The 21,096-nt window shown below is 70.9% G+C and carries 22 protein-coding genes and 2 riboswitches; of the genes, 8 read left to right on the forward strand and 14 right to left on the reverse strand.

What is annotated here, in order from left to right; genetic code table 11:
• Positions 1 to 41 precede the first annotated feature (41 nt).
• Entirely contained in the window at positions 42 to 248 is a 207-nt protein-coding gene (locus N8J89_RS05955; protein WP_283663347.1) for a hypothetical protein, read from the forward strand.
• 123 nt (positions 249 to 371) lie between these two features.
• Here the strand turns inward: N8J89_RS05955 and glyA are convergent, their stop codons facing one another.
• The 5 genes from glyA to N8J89_RS05980 form a co-directional block, all read right to left on the reverse strand.
• On the reverse strand, positions 372 to 1,622 hold the full coding sequence (gene glyA / locus N8J89_RS05960) for a serine hydroxymethyltransferase (protein ID WP_283663348.1): 1,251 nt from the start codon (positions 1,620 to 1,622) through the stop codon (positions 372 to 374).
• A gap of 15 nt (positions 1,623 to 1,637) precedes the next feature.
• A complete protein-coding gene (gcvH, locus tag N8J89_RS05965; RefSeq protein WP_283663349.1) occupies positions 1,638 to 2,009 on the reverse strand; it encodes a glycine cleavage system protein GcvH in 372 nt (123 codons plus the stop codon).
• Positions 2,010 to 2,043: 34 nt separating this feature from the next.
• Positions 2,044 to 3,150 carry a glycine cleavage system aminomethyltransferase GcvT gene (gcvT, locus tag N8J89_RS05970; RefSeq protein ID WP_283663350.1) on the reverse strand — a complete coding sequence of 369 codons (1,107 nt, stop codon included), beginning with the start codon at positions 3,148 to 3,150 and terminating at the stop codon, positions 2,044 to 2,046.
• 52 nt (positions 3,151 to 3,202) lie between these two features.
• Positions 3,203 to 3,298, reverse strand: a riboswitch (glycine riboswitch).
• Positions 3,299 to 3,398: riboswitch (glycine riboswitch) on the reverse strand.
• Positions 3,399 to 3,451: 53 nt separating this feature from the next.
• Positions 3,452 to 4,627, reverse strand: a complete 1,176-nt coding sequence (locus N8J89_RS05975) for a sensor histidine kinase (protein ID WP_283663351.1) — start codon at positions 4,625 to 4,627, stop codon at positions 3,452 to 3,454.
• Entirely contained in the window at positions 4,608 to 5,261 is a 654-nt protein-coding gene (locus N8J89_RS05980) for a response regulator transcription factor (protein ID WP_283663352.1), read from the reverse strand. The genes N8J89_RS05975 and N8J89_RS05980 overlap by 20 nt, the downstream gene beginning before the upstream one ends.
• A gap of 130 nt (positions 5,262 to 5,391) precedes the next feature.
• Between N8J89_RS05980 and N8J89_RS05985 the strand changes: the two genes are divergently transcribed.
• Genes N8J89_RS05985 through N8J89_RS06000 form a run of 4 tightly spaced genes read left to right on the forward strand, consistent with a single transcriptional unit; the run spans position 5,392 to position 8,922 of the window.
• Entirely contained in the window at positions 5,392 to 5,928 is a 537-nt protein-coding gene (locus N8J89_RS05985) for a hypothetical protein (protein WP_283663353.1), read from the forward strand.
• Positions 5,925 to 7,016 carry a peptidoglycan-binding protein gene (locus tag N8J89_RS05990; RefSeq protein WP_283663354.1) on the forward strand — a complete coding sequence of 364 codons (1,092 nt, stop codon included), beginning with the start codon at positions 5,925 to 5,927 and terminating at the stop codon, positions 7,014 to 7,016. The genes N8J89_RS05985 and N8J89_RS05990 overlap by 4 nt, the downstream gene beginning before the upstream one ends.
• Positions 7,013 to 7,696 carry an ABC transporter ATP-binding protein gene (locus N8J89_RS05995; RefSeq protein WP_283663355.1) on the forward strand — a complete coding sequence of 228 codons (684 nt, stop codon included), beginning with the start codon at positions 7,013 to 7,015 and terminating at the stop codon, positions 7,694 to 7,696. The genes N8J89_RS05990 and N8J89_RS05995 overlap by 4 nt, the downstream gene beginning before the upstream one ends.
• Positions 7,693 to 8,922: an ABC transporter permease gene (locus tag N8J89_RS06000; RefSeq protein ID WP_283663356.1), complete on the forward strand. Its 1,230-nt coding sequence runs from the start codon at positions 7,693 to 7,695 to the stop codon at positions 8,920 to 8,922. The genes N8J89_RS05995 and N8J89_RS06000 overlap by 4 nt, the downstream gene beginning before the upstream one ends.
• A gap of 71 nt (positions 8,923 to 8,993) precedes the next feature.
• Here N8J89_RS06000 and N8J89_RS06005 read toward each other — a convergent pair whose 3' ends face one another.
• Positions 8,994 to 9,659, reverse strand: coding sequence for a C39 family peptidase (locus tag N8J89_RS06005; protein WP_252480136.1), 666 nt, complete (start codon positions 9,657 to 9,659; stop codon positions 8,994 to 8,996).
• A gap of 135 nt (positions 9,660 to 9,794) precedes the next feature.
• On the opposite strand from N8J89_RS06005, the gene N8J89_RS06010 reads away from it, so the two are divergent.
• Positions 9,795 to 10,772 (forward strand): ArsR/SmtB family transcription factor, encoded by a 978-nt coding sequence (locus N8J89_RS06010; protein ID WP_283663357.1) that lies wholly within the window; start codon positions 9,795 to 9,797, stop codon positions 10,770 to 10,772.
• A gap of 6 nt (positions 10,773 to 10,778) precedes the next feature.
• Here N8J89_RS06010 and N8J89_RS06015 read toward each other — a convergent pair whose 3' ends face one another.
• From N8J89_RS06015 to N8J89_RS06025, 3 genes are all read right to left on the reverse strand, one after another.
• The gene (locus N8J89_RS06015; protein WP_283666103.1) at positions 10,779 to 11,903 is read right to left on the reverse strand and encodes a glycoside hydrolase domain-containing protein; all 1,125 of its coding nucleotides are present in this window, start codon (positions 11,901 to 11,903) and stop codon (positions 10,779 to 10,781) included.
• A gap of 830 nt (positions 11,904 to 12,733) precedes the next feature.
• Positions 12,734 to 14,572, reverse strand: coding sequence for a substrate-binding domain-containing protein (locus N8J89_RS06020; protein ID WP_283663358.1), 1,839 nt, complete (start codon positions 14,570 to 14,572; stop codon positions 12,734 to 12,736).
• Between the two features lie 83 nt (positions 14,573 to 14,655).
• Entirely contained in the window at positions 14,656 to 15,318 is a 663-nt protein-coding gene (locus N8J89_RS06025; RefSeq protein WP_283663359.1) for a TRADD-N-associated membrane domain-containing protein, read from the reverse strand.
• 110 nt (positions 15,319 to 15,428) lie between these two features.
• On the opposite strand from N8J89_RS06025, the gene N8J89_RS06030 reads away from it, so the two are divergent.
• Both N8J89_RS06030 and N8J89_RS06035 read left to right on the forward strand, forming a co-directional pair.
• The gene (locus tag N8J89_RS06030) at positions 15,429 to 16,145 is read left to right on the forward strand and encodes a YwaF family protein (protein WP_283663360.1); all 717 of its coding nucleotides are present in this window, start codon (positions 15,429 to 15,431) and stop codon (positions 16,143 to 16,145) included.
• A gap of 167 nt (positions 16,146 to 16,312) precedes the next feature.
• Entirely contained in the window at positions 16,313 to 16,489 is a 177-nt protein-coding gene (locus tag N8J89_RS06035; RefSeq protein WP_252480141.1) for a DUF3073 domain-containing protein, read from the forward strand.
• An 82-nt stretch (positions 16,490 to 16,571) separates the two neighbouring features.
• Here the strand turns inward: N8J89_RS06035 and N8J89_RS06040 are convergent, their stop codons facing one another.
• Genes N8J89_RS06040 through N8J89_RS06060 form a run of 5 tightly spaced genes read right to left on the reverse strand, consistent with a single transcriptional unit; the run spans position 16,572 to position 21,077 of the window.
• On the reverse strand, positions 16,572 to 16,826 hold the full coding sequence (locus N8J89_RS06040; RefSeq protein ID WP_252480142.1) for an acyl carrier protein: 255 nt from the start codon (positions 16,824 to 16,826) through the stop codon (positions 16,572 to 16,574).
• On the reverse strand, positions 16,823 to 17,869 hold the full coding sequence (locus tag N8J89_RS06045) for an HAD-IIIC family phosphatase (RefSeq protein ID WP_283663361.1): 1,047 nt from the start codon (positions 17,867 to 17,869) through the stop codon (positions 16,823 to 16,825). Before N8J89_RS06045 ends, N8J89_RS06040 begins: the two co-directional genes overlap by 4 nt.
• A complete protein-coding gene (locus tag N8J89_RS06050) occupies positions 17,870 to 18,334 on the reverse strand; it encodes a GNAT family N-acetyltransferase (RefSeq protein ID WP_283663362.1) in 465 nt (154 codons plus the stop codon).
• On the reverse strand, positions 18,331 to 19,503 hold the full coding sequence (locus tag N8J89_RS06055; RefSeq protein WP_283663363.1) for a bis-aminopropyl spermidine synthase family protein: 1,173 nt from the start codon (positions 19,501 to 19,503) through the stop codon (positions 18,331 to 18,333). Before N8J89_RS06055 ends, N8J89_RS06050 begins: the two co-directional genes overlap by 4 nt.
• 53 nt (positions 19,504 to 19,556) lie before the next feature.
• Entirely contained in the window at positions 19,557 to 21,077 is a 1,521-nt protein-coding gene (locus N8J89_RS06060) for a PstS family phosphate ABC transporter substrate-binding protein (protein WP_283663364.1), read from the reverse strand.
• Between the last annotated feature and the right edge of the window lie 19 nt (positions 21,078 to 21,096).

The raw sequence follows: 21,096 nt of genomic DNA on the forward strand, positions 1-21,096 counted from the left end.
CTGGTTGCAGACACAGAGAGCGCGAAGTGAAGGAGACCACGATGCTGGAGATGGTGCTGACCTGGACGGGCGCGGTGCTGAGCCTGCTGGTGCTGCTGCTGATGATCCTCCCGGCCGTGGTCGACGGCCAGGGCGAGCCGAGGGCGGTGAAGGTCGCTCGCACCGAGCGGATCAAGGCCACCCGCGCGGTCCGCGCGGTGCACAACACCCGCCGCCCGGTGCGCCACGCCGGACCGATCGCCGCCTGACCACAACCGCCAAGACTCCGTACGACAACGGCCAACACTCCGTACGACAACGGCCAACACGCCGAGCGGGAAGGACCCGGTCGGTGTGTTGGCCGTTTTGGTACGGAGTGTTGGCCGTTGTGGTCAGAGGTTCGGGTACAGCGGGTGCTTGGCGGCCAGGTCGGTGACCCGCCCGCGCAACGCGGCCGCGTCGAAGTCCGGGGTGAGCGCCTTGGCGATCACGTCGGAGACCTCGGCGAAGTCGGCGTCGGTGAAGCCGCGGGTGGCCAGCGCCGGGGTGCCGATGCGCAGGCCCGAGGTGACCATCGGCGGGCGCGGGTCGAACGGGACCGCGTTCCGGTTGACCGTGATGCCGACCTCGTGCAGCCGGGCCTCGGCCTGCTTGCCGTCCAGCTCGTGCTGGCGCAGGTCGGCCAGCACCAGGTGCACGTCGGTGCCGCCGGTCAGCACGTTGACCCCGCCACCGGCCTTGACCAGCGTCTCGGCCAGGATCTTGGCCCCGGACAGGGTGCGCCGCTGCCGGTCCGCGAACTCCTCGGTCGCGGCGATCTTGAACGCCACCGCCTTGGCCGCGATCACGTGCTCCAGCGGCCCGCCCTGCTGACCGGGGAACACGGCGGAGTCGATCTTCTTGGCGAACTCCTGGGTGCACAGGATGGTGCCGCCGCGCGGGCCGCCCAGGGTCTTGTGCGTGGTGGTGGTCACCACGTGCGCGTGCGGCACCGGGTTGGGGTGCAGCCCGGCCGCGACCAGCCCGGCGAAGTGCGCCATGTCCACCATCAGGTAGGCGCCCACCTCGTCGGCGATCCGGCGGAACTCGGCGAAGTCCAGCTGCCGCGGGTAGGCCGACCAGCCGGCCAGGATCAGCTTCGGCTGGTGCTCCTTGGCCAGCCGCTCGACCTCGGCCATGTCGATCAGGCCGGTGTCCTCGCGCACCTGGTAGGCGGCCACGTCGTAGAGCTTGCCGGAGAAGTTGATCCGCATGCCGTGGGTGAGGTGGCCGCCGTGCGCCAGCTCAAGGCCGAGGATCTTGTCGCCGGGGGTGAGCAGCGCGTGCATCACCGCGGCGTTGGCCTGCGCGCCGGAGTGCGGCTGCACGTTGGCGTGCTCGGCCCCGAAGAGGTCCTTGACCCGCTGGATGGCCAGCCGCTCGGAGACGTCGACGTGCTCGCAGCCGCCGTAGTAGCGCTTGCCGGGGTAGCCCTCGGCGTACTTGTTGGTCAGCACCGAGCCCTGCGCCTCGAGCACGCCCACCGGGGCGAAGTTCTCCGAGGCGATCATCTCCAGGGTGGACTGCTGGCGGCGTAGCTCGGCGCCCAGGACCTCGGCGATCTCCGGGTCGATCTGCGCGAGCGGAGTGTCCAGAGTGGACATGATCGGGTCTCCCTTTCAGCCTGCGGTCAGCTCGTCGTAGGCATCCGGCGTGAGCAGCTCCCCGTCCGAACCCGCGCGGTTGATCTTGATCAGCCACCCGGCTCCGAACGGGTCGGAGTTCAGCAATGCCGGATCCTCGGCCACCGCCTGGTTGACCTCGGTCACCGTTCCCGCGACCGGGGCCAGCAGGTCGCTGACCGATTTCGTCGACTCGATCTCACCGCACGTCTCTCCGGCGCTGACCACCGCCCCCACCTCGGGCAGCTGGACGAACACCACGTCGCCGAGCGCCTCGGCGGCGTAGGCGGTGATGCCCACGGTGGCCACCTCGCCCTCGGTGATCCACTCGTGGTCCTTGGTGTAGCTCAGTTCACGGGGCACAGACACAGCGGTACTGCCTTTCGCGGGGGAGTTTCGCAGGTCAGCGGGAACGCTTGTAGAACGGGACGGCGACGACTTCTGCCGGTTCGGCGTGGCCGCGCACGTCCACGACCACCTGGGTGCCCGCGTCGGCGTGCGCGTGGTCGAGGTAGGCGAGCGCGATCGGGTGACCGAGGGTGGGGGAGGGCGCGCCGCTGGTGACCTCGCCCACCACGGTGCCGTCGGCGAGCTTGACCAGCTGCCCGGCGCGCGGGCTGCGGCGGCTCTTGCCGGCCAGCCCGACCAGCGCGCGGGTGGTGTGCGTGCGGGCCTCCAGCGCCGAGCGGCCGACGAAGTCGCCGAGCTTGTCGAAGCGGACCACCCGGCCCAGCCCCGCGTCGAACGGGGTCACCCCGACGTGCAGCTCGTTGCCGTAGAGCGGCATGCCGGCCTCCAGCCGCAGGGTGTCCCGGCAGGCCAGCCCGGCGGGCTTGAGGCCGAGCGGCTCACCGGTCTCGGCGATCCGCTGCCACACCGCGCCGGCCAGCTCGGCGGCCACGTAGACCTCGAAGCCGTCCTCGCCGGTGTAGCCGGTGCGGGCCAGGAACACGTCATGTCCGGCGATCACCGCGGGGCGTCCGGCGTAGTACTTCAGGTCGGTGAGGTCCTGCCCGGTGACCGCGGTCACGATCTCCGCCGACGCCGGGCCCTGCACCGCGATCAGCGCGGTCTCCGCGGACCGGTCGGTCACCTCGGCGGCCAGGCCGTGCGCCCGCTCGCCGAGCAGCGCCCGCACCAGCACCGCGTTGGAGGCGTTGGCCACCACCAGGAACTTCCGCTCGGCCTGCCGGTAGACCACCAGGTCGTCCAGCACTCCACCGTTGGTGTGGCAGAGCATGGTGTACCGCGCCCGGCCGACCGCCAGCGAGCCGATCGCGCCGACCAGCGCGTAGTCCAGCACCCGCCCAGCCTCGGGACCGGTGACCTCGATCTCGCCCATGTGGCTGAGGTCGAACAGCCCGGCGGCCTCCCGGACCACCTTGTGCTCGGCCAGCTCGCTGCTGTAGCGCAGCGGCATCGACCAGCCGGCGAAGTCGGTGAACTGGGCGCCCAGCGCGACGTGCTGGACGTGCAGGGGGCTGCGGCGGGACGCGCCGAGTCCGGTCACGGGAGGCTCCTGTGGTCGAGGCGTCCACGGGCATGCGGACGCCGCTGGCGAGCCTCCCCGCTCTGTCATGGGACCTGAGAGCTTCCCCGCGCGAACACGGGTTGCACCGTGGGTGAGGTGGGCGAACCCACCTGCTTTCCAGAGTCGCCTCGCTCGAACGGTGACGTTGCCTGAGAGTTTCCGGGGAGAGGTTGCTCCTTCGGCGTCCCGTGCGTGCTGCGTGCCGGGATCTCTCCCGCCCGAGCTCAAACGGCCGATATGCGGTTGTGCCGCGAACCTTCCGGGACAGTCGAGGGGTCTGTCAACCCCTGGGCAGCTCGACCTTGACCCGCAGCCCGCCGTCCGGCCGCCGGTGGGCCTTGACCGTGCCGCCGTGCGCGCGGGTGATCGAGTCCACGATGGACAGGCCGAGTCCGGCGCCTTCGCCCTTGTCGGTGCGGCCCTCGCCGCGCCGGAACGGCTCGAACAGCTGCGGGATCTGCTTGGCGGGCACCTTCGGGCCGGTGTTGGACACGGTGAGCCCGCCGAAGGCGTCGGTGCGCACCCACACCGTGCCGCCCTCGGCCAGGTTGTGCCGGATCGCGTTGGAGACCAGGTTGGTGACCAGCTGGGTGAGCAGCACCCGGTCCCCGGCGACGGTCGCCTCGGTGAGCCGCACCTGGAGCTCCACCTGCCTGCGTTCGGCCTCGGCCCGGTACTGCTCGACCGCCTCGCCGACCACCGCGTGCAGCTCCACCTCGGCGCGTTTGGCCAGGCCACGGTCACTGCGGGCGAGCACCAGCAGCCCGTCGATGAGCCGCTCGATCCGCCGGTTCGCGGTGAGCAGCTGCTCCCTGATCTCGGCCGCCTTCTCCGGGCTGGGATTCCCGGCCAGCCCGATCTGCACCGCGGCCCGCTGCACCGCCAGCGGGGTGCGCAGCTCGTGCGAGGCGTTGGCCACGAACCGGCGCTGGCTGTCGAAGGAGGACTCCAGCCGGTCCAGCATCCGGTCGAAGGTCTCGGCCAGCTCGGTCAGCTCGTCCGGCGGGCCCTTGATGGCCAGCCGCTCGTGCAGGTTGGTCGAGGACAGCCGTTGCGCGGTGGCGGTGATGGTGTGCAGCGGCCGCAGCACCCGGCCGGAGAGCCACCAGCCCGCGGCCACCGACACCCCGGCCACCCCGACCAGGGACAGGATGGACACCAGCAGCAGGGTGTCCAGCGTGGTGGCCTCCACCGCCCTGGTCACCTCGCCCGCGGGCAGGAAGCCCAGCGTGCCGTCCGGGTTGTACCCGCGGACCGCGATCGAGGACGGCATGGTGTCCATCGGCACGGCGCGGCCCATCGTGGTCGCCAGCCGGACCGCGAGCTGGTCGCGCACCAGCAGGTAGATCACGGTGAGCAGCACCGCGCCGCTGCCCAGGAACAGCACGCCGTAGAGCGCGGTCAGCTTGACCCGGACGGTCAGCCGGGCCGGGCGCTCAGATGCGGTAGCCGGCACCGGGCACCGTCTCGATCACCGGCGGCTCGCCGAGCTTGGCGCGCAGCTTGGACATGGCCACCCGCACCGCGTTGGTGAACGGGTCCGCGTGCTCGTCCCAGGCCAGCTCCAGCAGCCGCTCCGAGCTGACCACCGCGCCCTGGGCGCGCAGCAGCACCGAGAGCACCGCGAACTCCTTGGGGGACAGGTCGATCCGCCGCCCGTCCCGGCTGACCAGGCGGTTGGCGGTGTCCAGCCGGACGCCGTTGCGGCTGAGCACCGGCGGCAGCGCGGGCTGGCTGCGCCGCCCCAGCGCCCGCACCCTGGCCAGCAGCTCCGGGTACTCGAACGGTTTGGTCAGGTAGTCGTCCGCGCCGAGCTGGAGACCGTCCACCTTGTCCTCCAGCGATCCGGCCGCGGTGAGCATCAGCACCTTGGTCCGGCTGCCCTGGTTGGCAAGTTCCGCGCACACGTCGTCGCCGTGCCTGCCGGGCAGGTCGCGGTCGAGCACCAGCACGTCGTAGTCGTGCACGGCCAGTCGTTCCTGCGCGGACAGGCCGTCGAACACCACGTCCACCGCCATCGCCTCGGCCCGCAGCCCGGAGGCCACCAGCTCGGCCAGCACGACCTCGTCCTCGGCCACCAGAACCCGCATGTCACCGAGTATGCGCGGGCCGGGGGTTTCCGGAATGTTTCCGTCGGCGGAGAGCCTCCGGAAACACCCGTCCGCGTAGACCTGGCGGCACAACGCCGGGCCGACCGGTCCGACGCGGTGAGGAGGAACGATGAACACGCTGACCCGGCTGGGCCTGGGTGTCACCGCGCTGGTGACCGCCTTCACCCTGAGCGCCTGTGGTGGCGAGGACAAGGCCGACGGCCCGGCCAGCCTCAACGGCGGCAACAAGGGCACCGAGCAGAAGGCAGGCGCGGACGACGTGCCCAAGGACCCCAAGGCGGCGATGCTGAAGTTCGCCGCGTGCATGCGGGAGAACGGCGTCGACTTCCCCGACCCGGATCCCAACGGGGGCGGCATGGCGCGGGCGATCCCGATGGAGGGCGACCACTCCAAGATGGACAAGGCCAACGAGGCCTGCAAGAAGTACCTGCCCAAGAGCGACTTCGACCCCAACGACCCGAAGGAGAAGGACAAGCGGGCCAAGATGAACCAGTGCCTGCGGGAGAAGGGCATTGACATCAAGGAGGCCGAGGGCGGCAACGGGGCCACCATCAACCTGGGCGATGACCGGGAGAAGGCCGAGAAGGCCATGAAGGAATGCGGCATGGGCAACGCGGGCATGGTCGGGGCGGAGCCGGTGAAATGAGCGAACCGCGACGCCCACGCCGCCGCTGGCCGTACGTGGTGCTCACCGCGGCCACCGTCACCGCGGTCGGGGTGACCGGGGTGCTGGTGCTGGGGCACAACGAGGACGCCAAGGCGGACAAGGGGAACCAGCAGCCGCAGAGCAAGACCAGCAAGGTCGTCCGGACCACGTTGCAGGAGCACGAGGAGCTCTCCGGCAAGCTCGGCTACAGCGGCAAGTTCGACGTCACCGCCAACGGCGGCGGCGGGGTGGTCACCTGGCTGCCCAAGCCCGGCGACCAGCTCGGCCGGGGCGATGCCGTGTACCAGGTCAACGACAAGCCGGTGCCGCTGCTGTTCGGGGACAAGCCGTTCTGGCGCAAGCTGGAGTCCGGTGTGGACAAGGGCTCCGACGTCAGGCAGCTGGAGCAGAACCTGCGTGCGCTGGGCTACACCGGCTTCACCGTGGACGAGAAGTTCGACGCGAAGACCGCGGCCGCGGTGAAGAAGTGGCAGAAGAAGCTCGGCCTGGAACAGACCGGCTCGGTGGACCCGGCCGCGGTGGTGCTCCAGCCCGGCGCCTTCCGGGTGTCCACTGTGGACGCCGCGCTGGGCATGCCGGCCCAGGGCAAGGTGCTCGCGGGCACCGGCACCACCCGCACGGTCACCGTGGAGGTGCCGGTGGAGAAGCAGTCCCTGGCCAAGGAGGGCGCCGAGGTGGAGGTGACCCTGCCCGGCGGCAAGTCCACCAAGGGCAAGGTGACCTCGGTCGGCACGGTGGCGGAGAAGTCCGCCGAGGAGAGCGGCCCCAGCGCCGGCAAGACCGTGGTCAAGGCCGAGGTGGAGCTGGTCGAGCCGGATGCGGCGGGCAAGCTGGACGCGGCGCCGGTGCGGGTCGGTTTCACCAGTCGCCGCAAGGAGGATGTGCTCACCGTGCCGGTCGGCGCGCTGCTCGCGCTGGCCGAGGGCGGCTACGCGGTGGAGGTCGTGCAGGCCGACGGCAGCGGCAAGCTGGTCGCGGTCGAGCTGGGCATGTTCGCCAAGGGCAAGGTCGAGGTGAGCGGGTCCGGTCTCAGCGAGGGCGCCACGGTGAAAGTGGCCGGGCTATGACTCCGGTGATCGAGCTCTCCGCTGTGTCCAAGGAGTACGCGGGTGGCGTGCACGCCCTGCGCGGGGCCAGCCTGCGGATCGACTCCGGCGAGCTGCTCGCCGTTGTCGGCCCGTCCGGCTCCGGCAAGTCGACCATGCTCCAGCTGATGGGCACCCTGGACCACCCGACCTCGGGCACCGTGCGGCTGCTGGGCCATGAGGTCCAGTCGCTGTCGGACCGGCAGCTCTCCGCGGTGCGGGCGCACTGGATCGGGTTCGTCTTCCAGCAGTTCTTCCTGACCCCGTACCTGTCCGCGACGCAGAACGTGGCCACCGGGCTGCTCTACCACGGGGTGCCAAGGGCCGAGCGGATCGCGCGGTCGGTGCACGCGCTGGAGCGGGTCGGCCTCGGCCACCGGGCCGGGCACAAGCCGGCCGAGCTCTCCGGCGGCGAGCGGCAGCGAGTGGCCATCGCCAGGGCGCTGGTCGGCAAACCGGCCATCGTGCTGGCCGACGAGCCGACCGGGGCGCTGGACTCGGCCTCCGGGCGCGGTGTGCTGGACCTGCTGCACGAGCTGCACGAGGACGGCACCACCATAGCGGTGATCACGCACGACATGGAGATCGCCCGCTCGCTGCCGCGCAGGGTGGAGCTGCTCGACGGTGCGGTGCGGCACGACAGCGGGCTGGTGGCGGCATGATCAGACTGAGGTCATCGCCGCCGGGCAGCCTGCCGAAGCTGCCGCGCTCGGCCCGGATCAGCGTGTTCGACCTGGTGCGGGCCGGGCTCACCGGGGTCTTCGGCCGCCCGGCGCGGGCGATCCTGTCCGCGCTGGGCATCGCGATCGGGGTGGCGGCCATGGTGTCCGTGCTGGGCATCTCCGCCTCCAGCCAGGCCGAGCTGCAAGCCAAGCTGGAGTCCTTGGGCACCAACCTGTTGCGGGTCGGCGCGGGGCAGACCATGTTCGGCGAGTCGGCCAAGCTGCCGGAGGACGCCTCGGCCATGGTGCGCCGGATCGGCTCGGTGCAGAAGGCGTCCTCGGTGGCCGCGCTCAACGGGGTCAAGGTGCTGCGCAGTGACAAGGAGGACCCGCAGAACACCGGCGGGCTCAGCGTGGAGGCGGTCGAGCAGAACCTGGTCGACACCCTCGGCGGCAAGATCAAGGCAGGCGCCTGGTTCAACGCGGCCACCGCCAAGTACCCGGGTGTGGTGCTGGGCAGCGTCGCGGCGCAGCGGCTGGCCGTGACCCAGCCCGGCGAGCAGGTCTTCCTGGGCGGCAAGTGGTTCACCGTGCTGGGCATCCTGGAGCCGATGCCGCTGGCCGAGGAGCTGGACCGCTCGGCCATGGTGAGCTGGGAGGTGGCCAAGGGCCAGCTCGGCTTCGACGGTCACCCGACCACGGTCTACGAGCGCTCGCTGGAGTCCACTGTGGACAAGGTGCGCGAGGTGCTGCCGGGGACGGTGAACCCGAAGAACCCGGAGGAGGTCAAGGTCAGCCGGCCCTCCGACGCGCTGGCCGCGCAGATCCAGGCCAAGGCCACCTTCACCACGCTGTTCCTCGGGCTGGGCGCGGTCGCCCTGCTCGTGGGCGGGGTCGGGGTGGCGAACACGATGGTGATCTCCGTGCTGGAACGGCGGTCCGAGATCGGTCTGCGGCGCTCGCTCGGGGCGGGCCGCGGTCAGGTGCGGGCGCAGTTCCTCACCGAGGCGGTGCTGCTGTCCGGACTCGGCGGGGTGTTCGGGGTCCTGCTGGGACTGGGCGTCAGCATCGGCTATGCGATGAGCAACGACTGGCCGGTGGCGCTTCCGCTGGAGGCGATCGCCGGCGGCGTCGGGGCCTCGGTGCTCATCGGCACCCTGGCGGGGTGGTTCCCCGCCGGACGTGCGGCCAAGCTGTCGCCGACGGTAGCCCTCGCGTCAGCCTGAACCGCACACCCGGACCGGGTGCCTCTCCCACGGGGAAAACAGGGGAGGGGCACCCGGTCCTTTCGCGTTCCTCAGGCGGCGTAACCCTTGCCGCCGATCCAGGTGCCCATGTTCCAGGTGCTGACCCAGTAGGCGCGGGGCACGTTCGCCCAGCCACCGCCACCCGCGCCTTCACCGGCGGGGTCGGCCACGAGCACGGTGTTGCCGTGGTCCTTGTAGCCCACGATCGCGACGTAGTGGTAGATGGTGCCGCCCGGGTAGCCCGGCGGGCGCCAGCCGCTGATCACGTTGGCCACCAGCGGGTAGCCGTTGTCCAGGTTGAGCAGCACGTCCCGCTTGAGCAGGTCCCGCTGGGCCGTGCTGGGCGGGTCGGCCATGTTCTTGGCCGCGAACCACTGGGTGTTCGCGAACCGGTTGAGCGCGTTGCGGACCAGGCCGATGTGGTCGGTGCCGCCGGTGTGCGTGCCCATGTAGTTGGCCAGGGTCTGCTGGCTGGGCGGGCTGACCCTGGTGCTCAGCGCGATCCAGGTCGAGCCGGGGCCGCACCAATAGCCGGTCTGCTGTCGTTGCCAGGTGTAGTTGAGGACTCGGCTTTCCGCTTGCACACCCAGCTCGTGTGCGGCGATGGCCGTGGCCTTGTCCGGTGACGGGGTCTCCGTGGCGCTTGCCAGCCCGGCGCTGCCCATCAGCAGGGCGACGGTGCTGACCAGCACCATCGTGATGAGTCGTCGAGTCATGCTCGCTCCATCCTTGCCAGTTGCCGTAGTGGAAGTTTCACTGGAAGGGGACTCTTTTGGCTTTCTTATTCACGTATATCTGAAAAGCGCAGGTCGAGTTAGCTTTCCCGGTGTTCGGGGGAAGTGAGATGGCGCATGCTTCGAATACATTTCACGCCGGAGGACCTGGGGCGGACCCGGGTGGCCAACGCGCCCGACCCGCTCTGGGAGTCCATGCTGAGCCTGCACCGGCTGCGGGCCAGGGACGGCGCCCTGGTCTTCGGCCAGTGGCGGGCCAGGGTGCGCGGCGGCCTCGCCACCGCCGATGCTCGCCCTGACCTGCGCATGCTGCTGCCGCTGGTGCCCCAGCGCGGCTACTTCCCGGACTTCCTCACCCCGGCCGACGCCCGCGCGGGCTGGCAGGCCGGCATCGACGCGCTGCTGCACACCCCGGCCGCCCGGCTGCGGGCCGAGCTGGAGCTGCTGGCCGGGCGGCAGCACCTGCCGTCCTGGGCGGCCGGGCTGGCCGAAGGCGACCCGGACCTGCTGCGCAGGCTGGCCACCGCGCTGACCGCCTACTACGAGCTGGCGGTGGCCCCGTTCAGCGGCGCGTTGCAGGCCCAGCTGGACGCCGACCGCGCGCTGCGCGCCCGCTCCCTGCTCGACGGCGGGGCGGAGGGCCTGCTGGAGAGCCTGCGGCCGATGATGCGCTGGCAGAACCCGGTGCTGGAGGTGGACTACCCGACCGAGCAGGAGCTGCGCCTGGACGGGCGCGGGCTGCTGCTGGTGCCCTCGTTCTTCTGCTGGCGGCACCCGATCAGCCTGCTCGACCCGACCCAGCCGCCGGTGCTGGTCTACCCGGTGGAGAAGGACCCGGCCTGGTTCGGCGGCACGGCCGAGGCGGCGGCCCCCGCGGTGGCCGCGCTGCTGGGCGGGACCAGGGCCGCGGTGCTGGCCACGGTCGGCGTCGGCTGCACCACGGGCGAGCTGGCCCGCCGCCTCCGGATCTCCCCGGCCTCGGCGAGCCAGCACACCACGGTGCTGCGCAACGCGGGCCTGATCACCAGTCGCCGCAACGGTCCGGTGGTGCTGCACACCCAGACCCCGCTGGGCGCCAGGCTGCTGCGGCCCTGACCGCGTTCACCAGGTGCGGTCGACGAAGTTGCTGTCGATGTAGATCTCCCACCCGTAGTGCGACTCGGGGTGGCCACCGGTGTGCTGCTTGATCCGCCTGCGCGGCCACAGGTCCCCGCGCACGTACCGGCTGTCCACGTTGGCCGCGCCGTCCCAGTGCGCCATCCAGATGTGGTCCGGCAGCGGGAAACCGGGCGCGTTGGCCATGGCCTGGATGCCGGTGGCCGCGCTGCTGTACACACCGGTGCGGAAACCGAGCTGGTGCACCCGGATGATCCAGTTCCGCAGGTAGGTCAGCACCGCGTCCCGGCACGGCCCGTCCTCGGGGTTGAAGCTCTCCATGTCGGCGTAGATGGTGCTGCCGTTGCCGATCCCGAGGTGCCGGGCCTGTTGCGCGGCATCGTTGCCGTCCGCCCAGCCCTCGTGGCCCGCGTGGTCCGGATTGATCTTGTTGCGGAACCCGGTGCACGGGGCCTGCAACCCCACGTAGACCGGCAGCACCCGCCAGCCCCTGCTGACCTGCCGGTGCACCCAGTCCCAGTTCAGGTGCCGCTGCCCGCACGCCTTGCTGATACCGCCGATGTAGATGCCGACCGCGCGGTAGGGCGAGTACCGCAACCAGGTGTCCATGCCCTCGTCCGGCGGCGCGGAACAGGTGTCGAACCCGTGCCCGGTGAAGTCACCCGGCTGCTCGACCCAGGAGGCGGCCCGCGGCGCCGCCCCGGTGACCGGCCGGGGCGCCATCGGCACTGCGGCACCGGTGATCCGGGCCGAGTCCAGCACGGCCCTGATGCCCGCGGCCGAGCTGCCGTAGCTGGCCGTCACCAGCACCCCGGCCGCCGGGACCTGCATCGTGATCTCATGCCCCGCCGACTCCGGCAGCGCGGCCACCCGCGCCGAACCGGTCTCCGCGATCACGGTGTCCGCCCGGATCACCCCGTCCGCCAGCGGTTCCACCAACAGCGCCTCGGTCCGCCCCAGCACCCTGGCCGGGCACCGCTGCCGATCACCCTGCCTGCCGAGGTAGACCACGTTCTGGTCGAACCGCACACACCGCGCCGGCGCGGCACCGAGCTCGACCACCTCCCACGAGGCCGGGACCGCCACCCGGTAGCCCCGGTACTCCACCACCTTCAACGGTTCAGCCGATGCGTCCGAAGTGGACACTCCAGTAGTCAGTCCTAATAGGACGACCAGACCGCGAATCGCGTGTGCTGACAGGGACCCTAGCGGCATGATGCCTCCCGGATGCGCTGCGCCGACGTGCAGCGTGACACCGGGTCCACGGTCGCGCCGGACCGCACCGCGCTTTCCACCCCGAAGGGTGAGCTGCCGAGGAACCAGCGACGGGGTGGCTTTTCGAAAACCTGTCCGAAGTCTTGAGGTTCCCCATGCCCGTCAACCTGGAGACATCGCACCACATCCCAGCGAGCAGACGCTCACAGCAACCGCCGCCAAAGCCACGCCACGCAACGGCGGCTGCTCGCTGGGATGTGGTTCGATTTCGGAAGGTTGACGGGCATGGGGAACCTCAAGACCTGCCTGCGTCTCTGCCTTTGACTTTGATTTTCCCCCCCATGCTTTGATTCCTGCCCGTCCGGCGAGGACGCTCTTGATTTTGATCTTCGCCTGAAACCCCGAAGATCAAAAGAATGTCCTCGCCGGACGGGCAGACCACCGGAGGGGTGGGACAAGTCAAAAGCCGGGACAAGCAGGTTGCGGGGCTGAGCAGGCTGCCGGGGCCGGTTCCAGCGTGCTCGCGGGCCTCTCGTCTTCTCCACACGGCCTTCCGACAGCGAACCACATCCCGCCGAGCAGCCGCCGTCACGCTGCTTTGTCTTGGCGGCGGCGCCTGTGAGCGTCTGCTCGGCGGGATGCGGTGCGCGGTCTCCAGGCCGTACGGAGAAGACGAGAGGCCCGCTTTGTGGGTTTTCACCCCAAGCCCCCGATCCCGGGCCTCGCTAGAAGTTCGACAGCACCTGGGCCAGCACCTTCTCCAGCGACCTCGGATCCTGCGAGTCGTAAGCCTTCGCCCGCGAAGCCCGCGCGATCTGTTCCAGCACGCGCAAATCGCTGCTCTGCCCATACGCGATTGGGAAAACCCGCACCGACCGCTCCGGGCTGTACTGCCGCAGATCCGCCACCAGGCTCTCCAGGTTCTCGTCCTCCGGGTACCGGTTCGCGCCGTCGCTCAGCAGCACCACCGCGTTGATCCGTTTCGGGTCCAGGTTCTGCCGCAGTTCCTTCTGCACCTGGCGGATCGTCGCGTACAGCGCCGTGTCTCCTTGCGCGGTCAGCTTGTCCACCTGCGTCCGGTACCTCGGCAGCACCGAGGACACCGGCCCCGGTTCCACCAAGACCCGCCAGGGCGTGGACTCCGAAACGCTGGGTGAGCTGAAGGTCCACAAACCCAGCCTGTCGTCCGGTGCCAGGTTGTCCAGGGCCGCGCCGCTTGCTGCTGCCTTGGCTGCGTCCAGGCGGGTGGGGCCGCCGGGGATGGCGGGTTCGGCCATGGAGCCGGAGACGTCGATGACCATCAGGACGTTGGCGCGTTTGCGGTGTTCGCGCCAGGCTTCGGGGAGTTTGGCGAGTACCGGGCCGGACGGGGTGCGGATGAGTTTGAGCTCGCGGTCGGGCAGGATTCCTTTCTCCTTGCGGAGTTCCGGGCCTGCCTTGCCTTCGGCGTCGCGGAAGCCGATGGCGGTGAAGCGGTCCTGTTTGCTCACCAGGAATGCCTGGAAGTCCTTGGCTATCTCCTTGCGCACGGGGTCGGCGTCCGGCCAGTCGAGCACCAGGTACGGGTTGTCCGACATCAGGGTGCCGTCGTTGGGGTAGACCGCGACCAGGGGGACCTTGGGCGGGGTGGGTTTGCCCTCGGAGCGGCCCTCGGGCTGGCCCCGGTTGAAGTCGACGATGGACTTCTCCTCCACCGTCACCGCGCTGATGTAGTCCAGGCCGCTCTCGTTGCGGCCCCGGCCCGCCTCGTACAGGTTCTGCAGGAAGGTCAGCGTGGTCTCGCCGTAGTGCACGACGCTGTTCTCCACGCCCCGGACGTAGTTCACCGCCTTGGCGTCGGCCAGGTCGGCCTCGGTCAGGTCGTCCGAGCGGCCGGTGCCGGCGAAGAAGGTGGCGACCGTGGCGTGCAGGCCCGAGGTGGACAGGTTCGGGTTGGTCTTGCCCAGGCGGAAGGCGCCCCACTCCGGGTGGCCGTACTTGGCCCAGCCCTCCGGGTTCTGCGCCAGCTCCAGCAGGGTGCGCCAGCCGATCGGCTGCTCCGGCCAGCCCAGCGCCTTCGCCATCGGCTCCGGCATGCCGACCACCAGCGGGGTCTTGGCCAGGCTCACCGCGTCCCGGTCGGCGGTCAGGGAGACGCCGGTCGGCTTGTCCTGGCAGCGCAGGTGGCGTTGCTGGGCGATCTTGAGCCAGGTGGTGGCCGCCGGGGTCCAGGCGTCCGGGCGGGCCTCGCCCATCTGCTGGGCGTGCCAGCCGCAGGCCATCGCGTCCACCGAGCCGCCGCTGCCCAGCGCGGAGGAGTTGACCGTCCTGGCCGCCCCGCACCTGTCCCGGACCGGGCGCCGGGCCGCGCCGTACTCCTTGGCCAGCTCGCTCATCAGGTCGCCCTTCTCCGGCGACACCACGACCAGGATCTCCACCCGCTCCCCGGCGCACTGCGCGGGCGCCGGTGGCCCGCCGGGGGTCAGACCGGGCAGCAGCACCGCCAGCAGCAACACCGCGCCGAGCACGGCCAGCCCGATGAACGGCCACCGCAGCCTCCGCAGCAGCAGCCCGTCTCCCGCCATGGGACCCCCTCGCGACAACTCCACCGGACACCTATCGTCGTCGCGTGGGCACGGTCAGTGGTTACGCATAACCCACAAAAGGGTCACGGGCCAGCCGGTTGTTCCGGTGGCGGCGCCGGGGCCTGCGGCTGCGGGGCGGAGTCCAGCAGGCGCAGCGCGATCGCGGCGAGCAACTGCTGCCGTTCGCGCTCGTCGGTGAGCTGGGCGGCCATCTCCACCGCGCGCATGGTGTTCACCGTGCGCACCACCTCGGCGTTCAACAGGTCGAACATCCGGGCCGCGCGCTCCCTGGTGGAGCGGGCCTCGCTCAGGTACAGCGCGGCGACCGCCTCGCAGACCACCCCGCTCACCGTGCCCAGCCACGCGGTGTCCCCGCCCTGGAACACCAGCAGCGCCACCGAGGCCAGGATCACCATGAACCCGAGCCCGGCCGCGGCCACCGCCAGCCGGAAGCTCAGCCAGCCCTCGGTGCGCGCGGTCTCGTGGTAGTCGGCGTAGAGCTGCAACTGCCGCGCGGTGAAGTCCGCTTCCGGCCGCCGCGGCCCGCCAGCGGGCTCCGGCTCGCCCGGCGGCGCGGGTTCCCTGCGCAGCCCGGCCGCCACGCCCTCGGCCAGCTCCCGCACCGGCGAACCGCCCCGCTGCCGCGCGCGCAGCTGGTGCCGCAGCACCGACACGCTCGGCAGCAGCGCGCCGGCCACGCCGACCACGAAGAACACCAGCCCGGCCACCACGACCCAGTTGTCCACGGCCGGTGACCGTACGCGCACGCACCGCCACAACTCCGGCGAACCGGACAGGTTGGGCCGAACAGGTGCGTTCCCGCCCCTGGCCGAACCACTCCAGCTAACCTCGGCCCGTGACGCTGCTGGCCGGGGAGTTCGCCCCCTACGGCGCCTCGCACTGGGGCGCGGTCGCGGTCTTCGCCGCCGGAGCCGCCGTGCTGATCCTGCTCGGCCGCAGGCTGGCGACCGAGGAGTCCCGGCTCCGGTTCAGCCGGGGGCTGGCGCTGGTCCTGCTCGTCCTGCACCTGCCGATGCAGCTGTACGTGCTGCTGCCGGAGCAGTTCGGCCTCGGCCACTCGCTGCCGCTCCAGCTCTCCGACCTGGCCTGGATCGCCGCCGTGGTCGCGCTGTGGACGCACGCCCGCTGGGCGCTGGCGCTGACCTACTACTGGAACCTCACCCTGACCGTGCAGGCGCTGGCCACCCCGGCGCTGCGCGGCGCCGACTTCCCCGACTTCGGCTTCCTGATGTTCTTCAGCCAGCACATCCTGGAGGTGTGGGCCGCGGTCTTCCTGATCTGGGGCCTGCGGCTGCGCCCCGACTGGTGGGGCTACCGGCTCACACTGCTGGTGACGGCGGTGTGGGCGGTAGTGATGTCCGTCGTGAACCCGCTCATCGGGGCCAACTACGGATTCCTCAGCGAGAAGCCGCCGGCCGGCTCGCTGCTGGACCTGATGGGCGGCTGGCCGTGGTACCTGTTCATCGGATACGCGCTGCTCAACGGGGCTTGGGCACTGATGACCTGGCCATGGGCCGTGATCACCGCAAGATCGTCCCGGCCGGTCGGCTGAGGCACAAGCGCACCGTTTTACCACCCCGCCACGCGACATGATCGCGGGGTATGTGTGCTTGCTCCGCTCTGCGCACCAGGTATGCTGCGGCCAGGACAAATACTGAGACGAGCGGGGCCCGTCGGCGCAGTCCGACCGCCCTGCCCCGGGTACGAGGGGGTCGAGCCATGGGGCGCGGCCGAGCTAAGGCCAAGCAGGCGAAGGTCGCTCGCGAGATCAAGTACAGCTCGCCGACCACCGACCTCGAGGCCCTTCAGCGAGAGCTGTCCGGAACATCGAGCGGCGGCCGTCAGGTCGACGACCGATTCGACAACAGCGACGATCGTTACCAAGACAGGTACTGAGACCGTCCAGCTCACCGGGCCCCGTGCTGGTGCCCGGCGTGTACCTATCGATGCCCGAGTCCCGCCGATGACACCGCCTGTGTCATCGGCGGGTTCTCGTGCCGACGAAGGCGGCCAGGCTGGCGATGGACTCCAGCGAGTCCAGGTTCATGTCCTCATCCGCCACATCCACACCGAACCGGTCCCGGATCGCGCTGAGCAGCTTCAGCCCGGCCAGCGAGGTCAGGCCGATCTCCGGGGCGAACAGCGGGGTGTCCGCGGGCAGCGCGTCGACCGTCGCGCGGTCCAGCTCGACGGCCTCGGCCAGCAGGCCGCGGATCTCCGCCTCGACCGTCATGGGTCCACCTTCTCCAGTTCGAGGTACTCGGGGTAGTCCGGCAACGGGCCGTGGTCCAGCCTGCGGCCCAGGACCGCCAGGCCCTCGGGCTGCGGGCCGGTGACGCGCAGCCCGCACTGGCGGAACAGCACCCGCAGCTCGACGTTGGCCCCGGTCGGCCGCACCGGCACGTGCAGCTCAACCGCGCCCTCGGCCAGCGCGCGGTCCATCACCCAGCGCAGGAACGCGGGCGCGACGCCCCGCCCAGCCACCCGGCAGGACAACGCGAGCAGCCGGACCCGCCAGGCCGCGCCCTTCTCGATCACCGCGGCGCCGATCAGCCCGTAGCCGCCGAACCGGTCAGAAAGTTCCGCCACCGGCAAGAACCACCCGTCCGGGTCAGTCAGCCGGGCCAGCACGTCCTCCACCGGCGGCACATCGCCGGTGGTGTTCATCCGGTGCGTGCGCCGGGCCAGCTCCACCAGCCGCGGCACATCCGCCTCGGTGGCCGCGCGCAGCGTGAGCCGCATCCCGCACCAGCGCAGGAACTCCGCCCGCGACCCGGTGAACGCGGTCTCCGCGTCCTTGCGCCGGGCCTCCTCGCGGTAGCGCCGGACCCGGCCACGCGCCTCCGGGGTCAGCGCCGAGGGGTCCAGCTCGGGGGAGTCCAGCAACCCTGCGGCCTGCTCGGGGGCGAGCACCAGCACCTCGGGCAGGGCCGCGGCGACCTCGGCCCGCTCGAACGGGTTGTCATCCACGAAGGCCAGCGCGGCCAGGCCGATGCCCAGCTCGGCGCTGATCCGGCGCAGCGCCACGCTCTTGTCCTGCCAGTCCGCCTGCGGCGAGACGAACCGCTCGGCCAGCGGCTCATCGGCCAGCAGCAGCGCCAGGATGGACGGGTCGGTGCGGCTGGCGATGCTGCTCAGCACCCCGCGCGCGGCCAGCTCGTCGATCAGCGCCAGCACCTCGGCGCGCGGCGCCGGCAGGGTCTCGGCGGTCTGCTCGACGGCGATCCCGTCCCACAGCGTGCCGTCGAGGTCCCACACCACGCACTTGACGCTCATCTACCGCTTCCGCCGGTCGAGCTTCATGGTCAGGTGCGCGGCCTCGAACCCGAACTGCCGGTACAGCACCCGCATCGGCAGGTTGCCGGCGAAGACCTTGCCCACCACCTCGGTGACGCCGTGCTCGTCGACGTAGTCCAGCCCCGCCTGCAACAACTGCTCGCCGACCTGGGTGCGCTCCGGGATCTCGGCGACCGCCAGCGAGCGGAAGTTGGCGTAGCGCTGCCCGCTCATCGGGTTGGTGTTGACCGTGATCCACAGCCACCCGGCCGCGGGCTCCGCGCCCCGGCAGGCCACGAACATGCCGTCCGCGGACTTGGCCATCGCCTTGGCCATCCGGCGCTCCTGCACGTCCAGGTCGTCGATCGCGTCGTCCTGGAAGGAGATCCGGGCGATCTCCGCCTCGAACTCGGCCAGCCTGCGCAGGTCGGACTCGACCGCGGGCCGCACCTGGAAGTCGGTCACGATTCCTCTCCGATGAGCTGGAGCGGCCGGAACGGTCCCTTGCCGCAGTTCGGGCAGCCCGCGGCGCGCAGGTCGGCCACCGAGTTCCACTCCGCGCCCGCGCCGACCGGGAACTTCGCCCCGCAGTTGCCGCACTCGTACTCGCGCAGCCTGCTCCGCTTCTCCCTGGTGTACAGCGGCCCCTGGTACGCGCCCGGCACCGAGGAGGCGGTGGCCTCGGTGGTCAGCAGGTGCTGGAAGAAGCCGGTGCCGCCGAGGATGCCGCTGCCCTGGTACTCGTTGAAGTTGCGGATCAGGCTGTGCGTCACCAGGTTCAGCCCGATGATCTCCTGCTGCACCGCCAGCATCTCCTCGGGCCCCTTGGCCCCGAAGGAGAAGAAGATGCTCTGCGCAGGCCCAGGCTTGAGCCCCTCGACCGCCCTGGACAGGAACAGCCGCGCGCCCTCCGCGGTGTAGGGCGGGTCGGTCATGGCCGCGTCGAACTGGCCGACCAGGCGCGGCGGCAGCGGCTCGCGCAGGTCGTGCTTGGCGAGGTCGACCCGGAAGTCCATGGTGGAGGCGGTGTCGGCGATGAAGTCGAGCACCTCGTCGGAGATGTCGGCCACCGCCAGCCGGGACACCAGCGACACGCCCAGCGCCTGCTCGACCACGGCGATCGCGATGGACACCTGGTCGTCATCACCCACCAGCAGCACCGAGGACCCCGGCAGCACCCCGGCCCTGATCAGCGCCAGCACCCGGCGGACCTTGGTCTCCGCGGTGCAGTGCGACTGGTCCAGCGCCAGGTCCGCCCCCGGCCCCGCCGCGGAGATCCGCCGCAGCTGCTCAACGGCCTCCTGCAACGCCCGGGGAATCGGGATCTCCAGCCCGCCGCACCGGGAGCAGTCGGTGTCCAGGTCCAGCCCGAGCCCGAGGTGCGCGATCAGCTCCAGCCCGCTGTCGGTCAGCCGGGACGGCCGCTGCTCACCCAGCAACCCGTGCCTGCGCAGCTCGTTGCCCACCGCCGCCACGATCGGCACCGGCAACCCGGTGTGCCTGCTGACATCTCTGGTGGAGGCGGGTCCGATCTGCCGGAACGCGCGGACCACGGCCCGCACCCCCGCAGGTCCTTCCTGAAGCCGGACCGCCTCCGCGATCTCGGCCAGCACCTCGTTGCCCTGCGTGCTCACAATGGGTCGCCACCCGCGCTGATCTGCATGATTGGCCGAGTATAACGAGCCGATCAGCGTGGGTTGCGGCACAGCTCCAGCACCGAGTCCTCTGTCTTCGCGCAGGGCAGGTAGCTGGCCGCGCGGAGTTTTTCCCGGGCCGAGTCGGTGGCCAGGTGGCGGATCAGGTTGCCGAGGATGGAGGCCGGGGGCGGGGTGCCGTTGGTGTAGAGGTACTCGACGGTCCAGAACGGGTAGCTGGAGTCCTGGTTCGGGTCGATGTGCTCGTAGATCGGCTCCTTGCCGGCCAGGCGGACCCGGACCAGCTTCGGGTACTTGGCGCGGTCGGCGGCGGTCTGGGCCTCGGCGTAGCCGATGGCGCCGGAGACCGCGTTCACCCGGTCCAGCAGTTCGCTGGTGCGGGCGCGTTCGCAGCGGGTCCAGGGCACGCCGGGGTTGCGGTCGTTGGTCTCGCAGAACTGCGAGGTCAGGCTGGGGGAGAGGCGGTCCTCCGGGAAGCCGAGCACGTACTTCTCGAAGGTGGTGCGGCTGCCGGAGGAGCCGGTGCGGCTGACGATCCGGATCGGCAGGTTCACCCCCGGCCGCACCTGGCTCCAGTTGGTGTACTCGCCGGCGTAGATCTTGCGCAGCTGTTCCAGGCTAAGGTCGGTGATGCCCTGCTTGGACACCTCCTCGTTGACCACCACGCTGAACACGATGGCCGCCAACGGTTTCGGCTTCAGCTCCGGCGCCACGTCCCCGGCGTGCCCGTCGGAGACGGTGGCCAGCGCCTCGGTCGCCCCGGCCGCCTGGAGCTGTTGCAGGCCCTCCAGGCTGCTGTTGGGCTCGACCTTGATCTCGGTGCCCGCGCAGCCGGCCAGGTGCGCCTTGGTGATCTCCTCGGCGATCGGCGCGAACGCGGTGGAGCCGACCAGCCGCAGCTGCCCAGGGCTGCCGCAGTTGTCCGGCGCGGACCTGGTCGAGACGATCAGCACCACCAGCACCACCGGGGTCAGCGCCCCGGCCAGCCAGCGCAGCACCCGCTGCCGGGTGATCCGCCGCTGCGCCGCCTCGTCCTGGATCAGCCCGCCGTAGAGCTGGCCCCGGCTCTGCCGCACGCCCTTGTCGGTGCCGGAGAGCAGCACCGCGAACTTGAACCGCTCCCGCCGGTTGAGGTGCACCTTGGGCAGGGTCACCTCGTTGCCGGAGTGCTCCAGCTCGGTGTTGAACCGCTCCTTGATGTCATCGGATGCCTCGGAGACCTTGACCGCCCGCACCTCCCGCGGCCCGAAGGTGAACCGCAGCCGGTTGACGTAGTCGGACTCGGCCACGTCGGTGCTGCCGGAGTTGCGGATGGCCAGGATCACCATGGACGGGTGGTCCACCTTGCGGCCGCGGAAGAAGTGCTCCAGCTCGCCGAACTCGCCGGGCAGGCTCAGGTTCAGCCCCGAGTCGAACACCACCCGCCAGGCCAGTCGGTTGCGTTCGAACAGGTACCGGTCCACCACCAGCCAGACCACCACCACGGCCAGCCCGGCGACCAGCACCCACAGCCCGGTCTCACTGGTGAGCGCACCCCCCAGCAGATCCAGCATCCCCAGCACCGTGCCAAAA

It is taken from the genome of Crossiella sp. CA-258035 (genome assembly GCF_030064675.1).
Taxonomy (GTDB): Bacteria; Actinomycetota; Actinomycetes; order Mycobacteriales; family Pseudonocardiaceae; genus Crossiella.

Excerpts from the sequence above, each read along its gene's own strand:
- N8J89_RS05955 (WP_283663347.1), top strand. The coding sequence starts at position 42 with ATGCTGGAGATGGTGCTGACCTGGACGGGCGCGGTGCTGAGCCTGCTG.
- glyA (WP_283663348.1), bottom strand. The coding sequence starts at position 1,622 with ATGTCCACTCTGGACACTCCGCTCGCGCAGATCGACCCGGAGATCGCC.
- N8J89_RS05980 (WP_283663352.1), bottom strand. The coding sequence starts at position 5,261 with ATGCGGGTTCTGGTGGCCGAGGACGAGGTCGTGCTGGCCGAGCTGGTG.
- N8J89_RS05985 (WP_283663353.1), top strand. The coding sequence starts at position 5,392 with ATGAACACGCTGACCCGGCTGGGCCTGGGTGTCACCGCGCTGGTGACC.
- N8J89_RS05990 (WP_283663354.1), top strand. The coding sequence starts at position 5,925 with ATGAGCGAACCGCGACGCCCACGCCGCCGCTGGCCGTACGTGGTGCTC.
- N8J89_RS05995 (WP_283663355.1), top strand. The coding sequence starts at position 7,013 with ATGACTCCGGTGATCGAGCTCTCCGCTGTGTCCAAGGAGTACGCGGGT.
- N8J89_RS06000 (WP_283663356.1), top strand. The coding sequence starts at position 7,693 with ATGATCAGACTGAGGTCATCGCCGCCGGGCAGCCTGCCGAAGCTGCCG.
- N8J89_RS06005 (WP_252480136.1), bottom strand. The coding sequence starts at position 9,659 with ATGACTCGACGACTCATCACGATGGTGCTGGTCAGCACCGTCGCCCTG.
- N8J89_RS06010 (WP_283663357.1), top strand. The coding sequence starts at position 9,795 with ATGCTTCGAATACATTTCACGCCGGAGGACCTGGGGCGGACCCGGGTG.
- N8J89_RS06020 (WP_283663358.1), bottom strand. The coding sequence starts at position 14,572 with ATGGCGGGAGACGGGCTGCTGCTGCGGAGGCTGCGGTGGCCGTTCATC.
- N8J89_RS06035 (WP_252480141.1), top strand. The coding sequence starts at position 16,313 with ATGGGGCGCGGCCGAGCTAAGGCCAAGCAGGCGAAGGTCGCTCGCGAG.
- N8J89_RS06040 (WP_252480142.1), bottom strand. The coding sequence starts at position 16,826 with ATGACGGTCGAGGCGGAGATCCGCGGCCTGCTGGCCGAGGCCGTCGAG.
- N8J89_RS06045 (WP_283663361.1), bottom strand. The coding sequence starts at position 17,869 with ATGAGCGTCAAGTGCGTGGTGTGGGACCTCGACGGCACGCTGTGGGAC.
- N8J89_RS06060 (WP_283663364.1), bottom strand. The coding sequence starts at position 21,077 with ATGCTGGATCTGCTGGGGGGTGCGCTCACCAGTGAGACCGGGCTGTGG.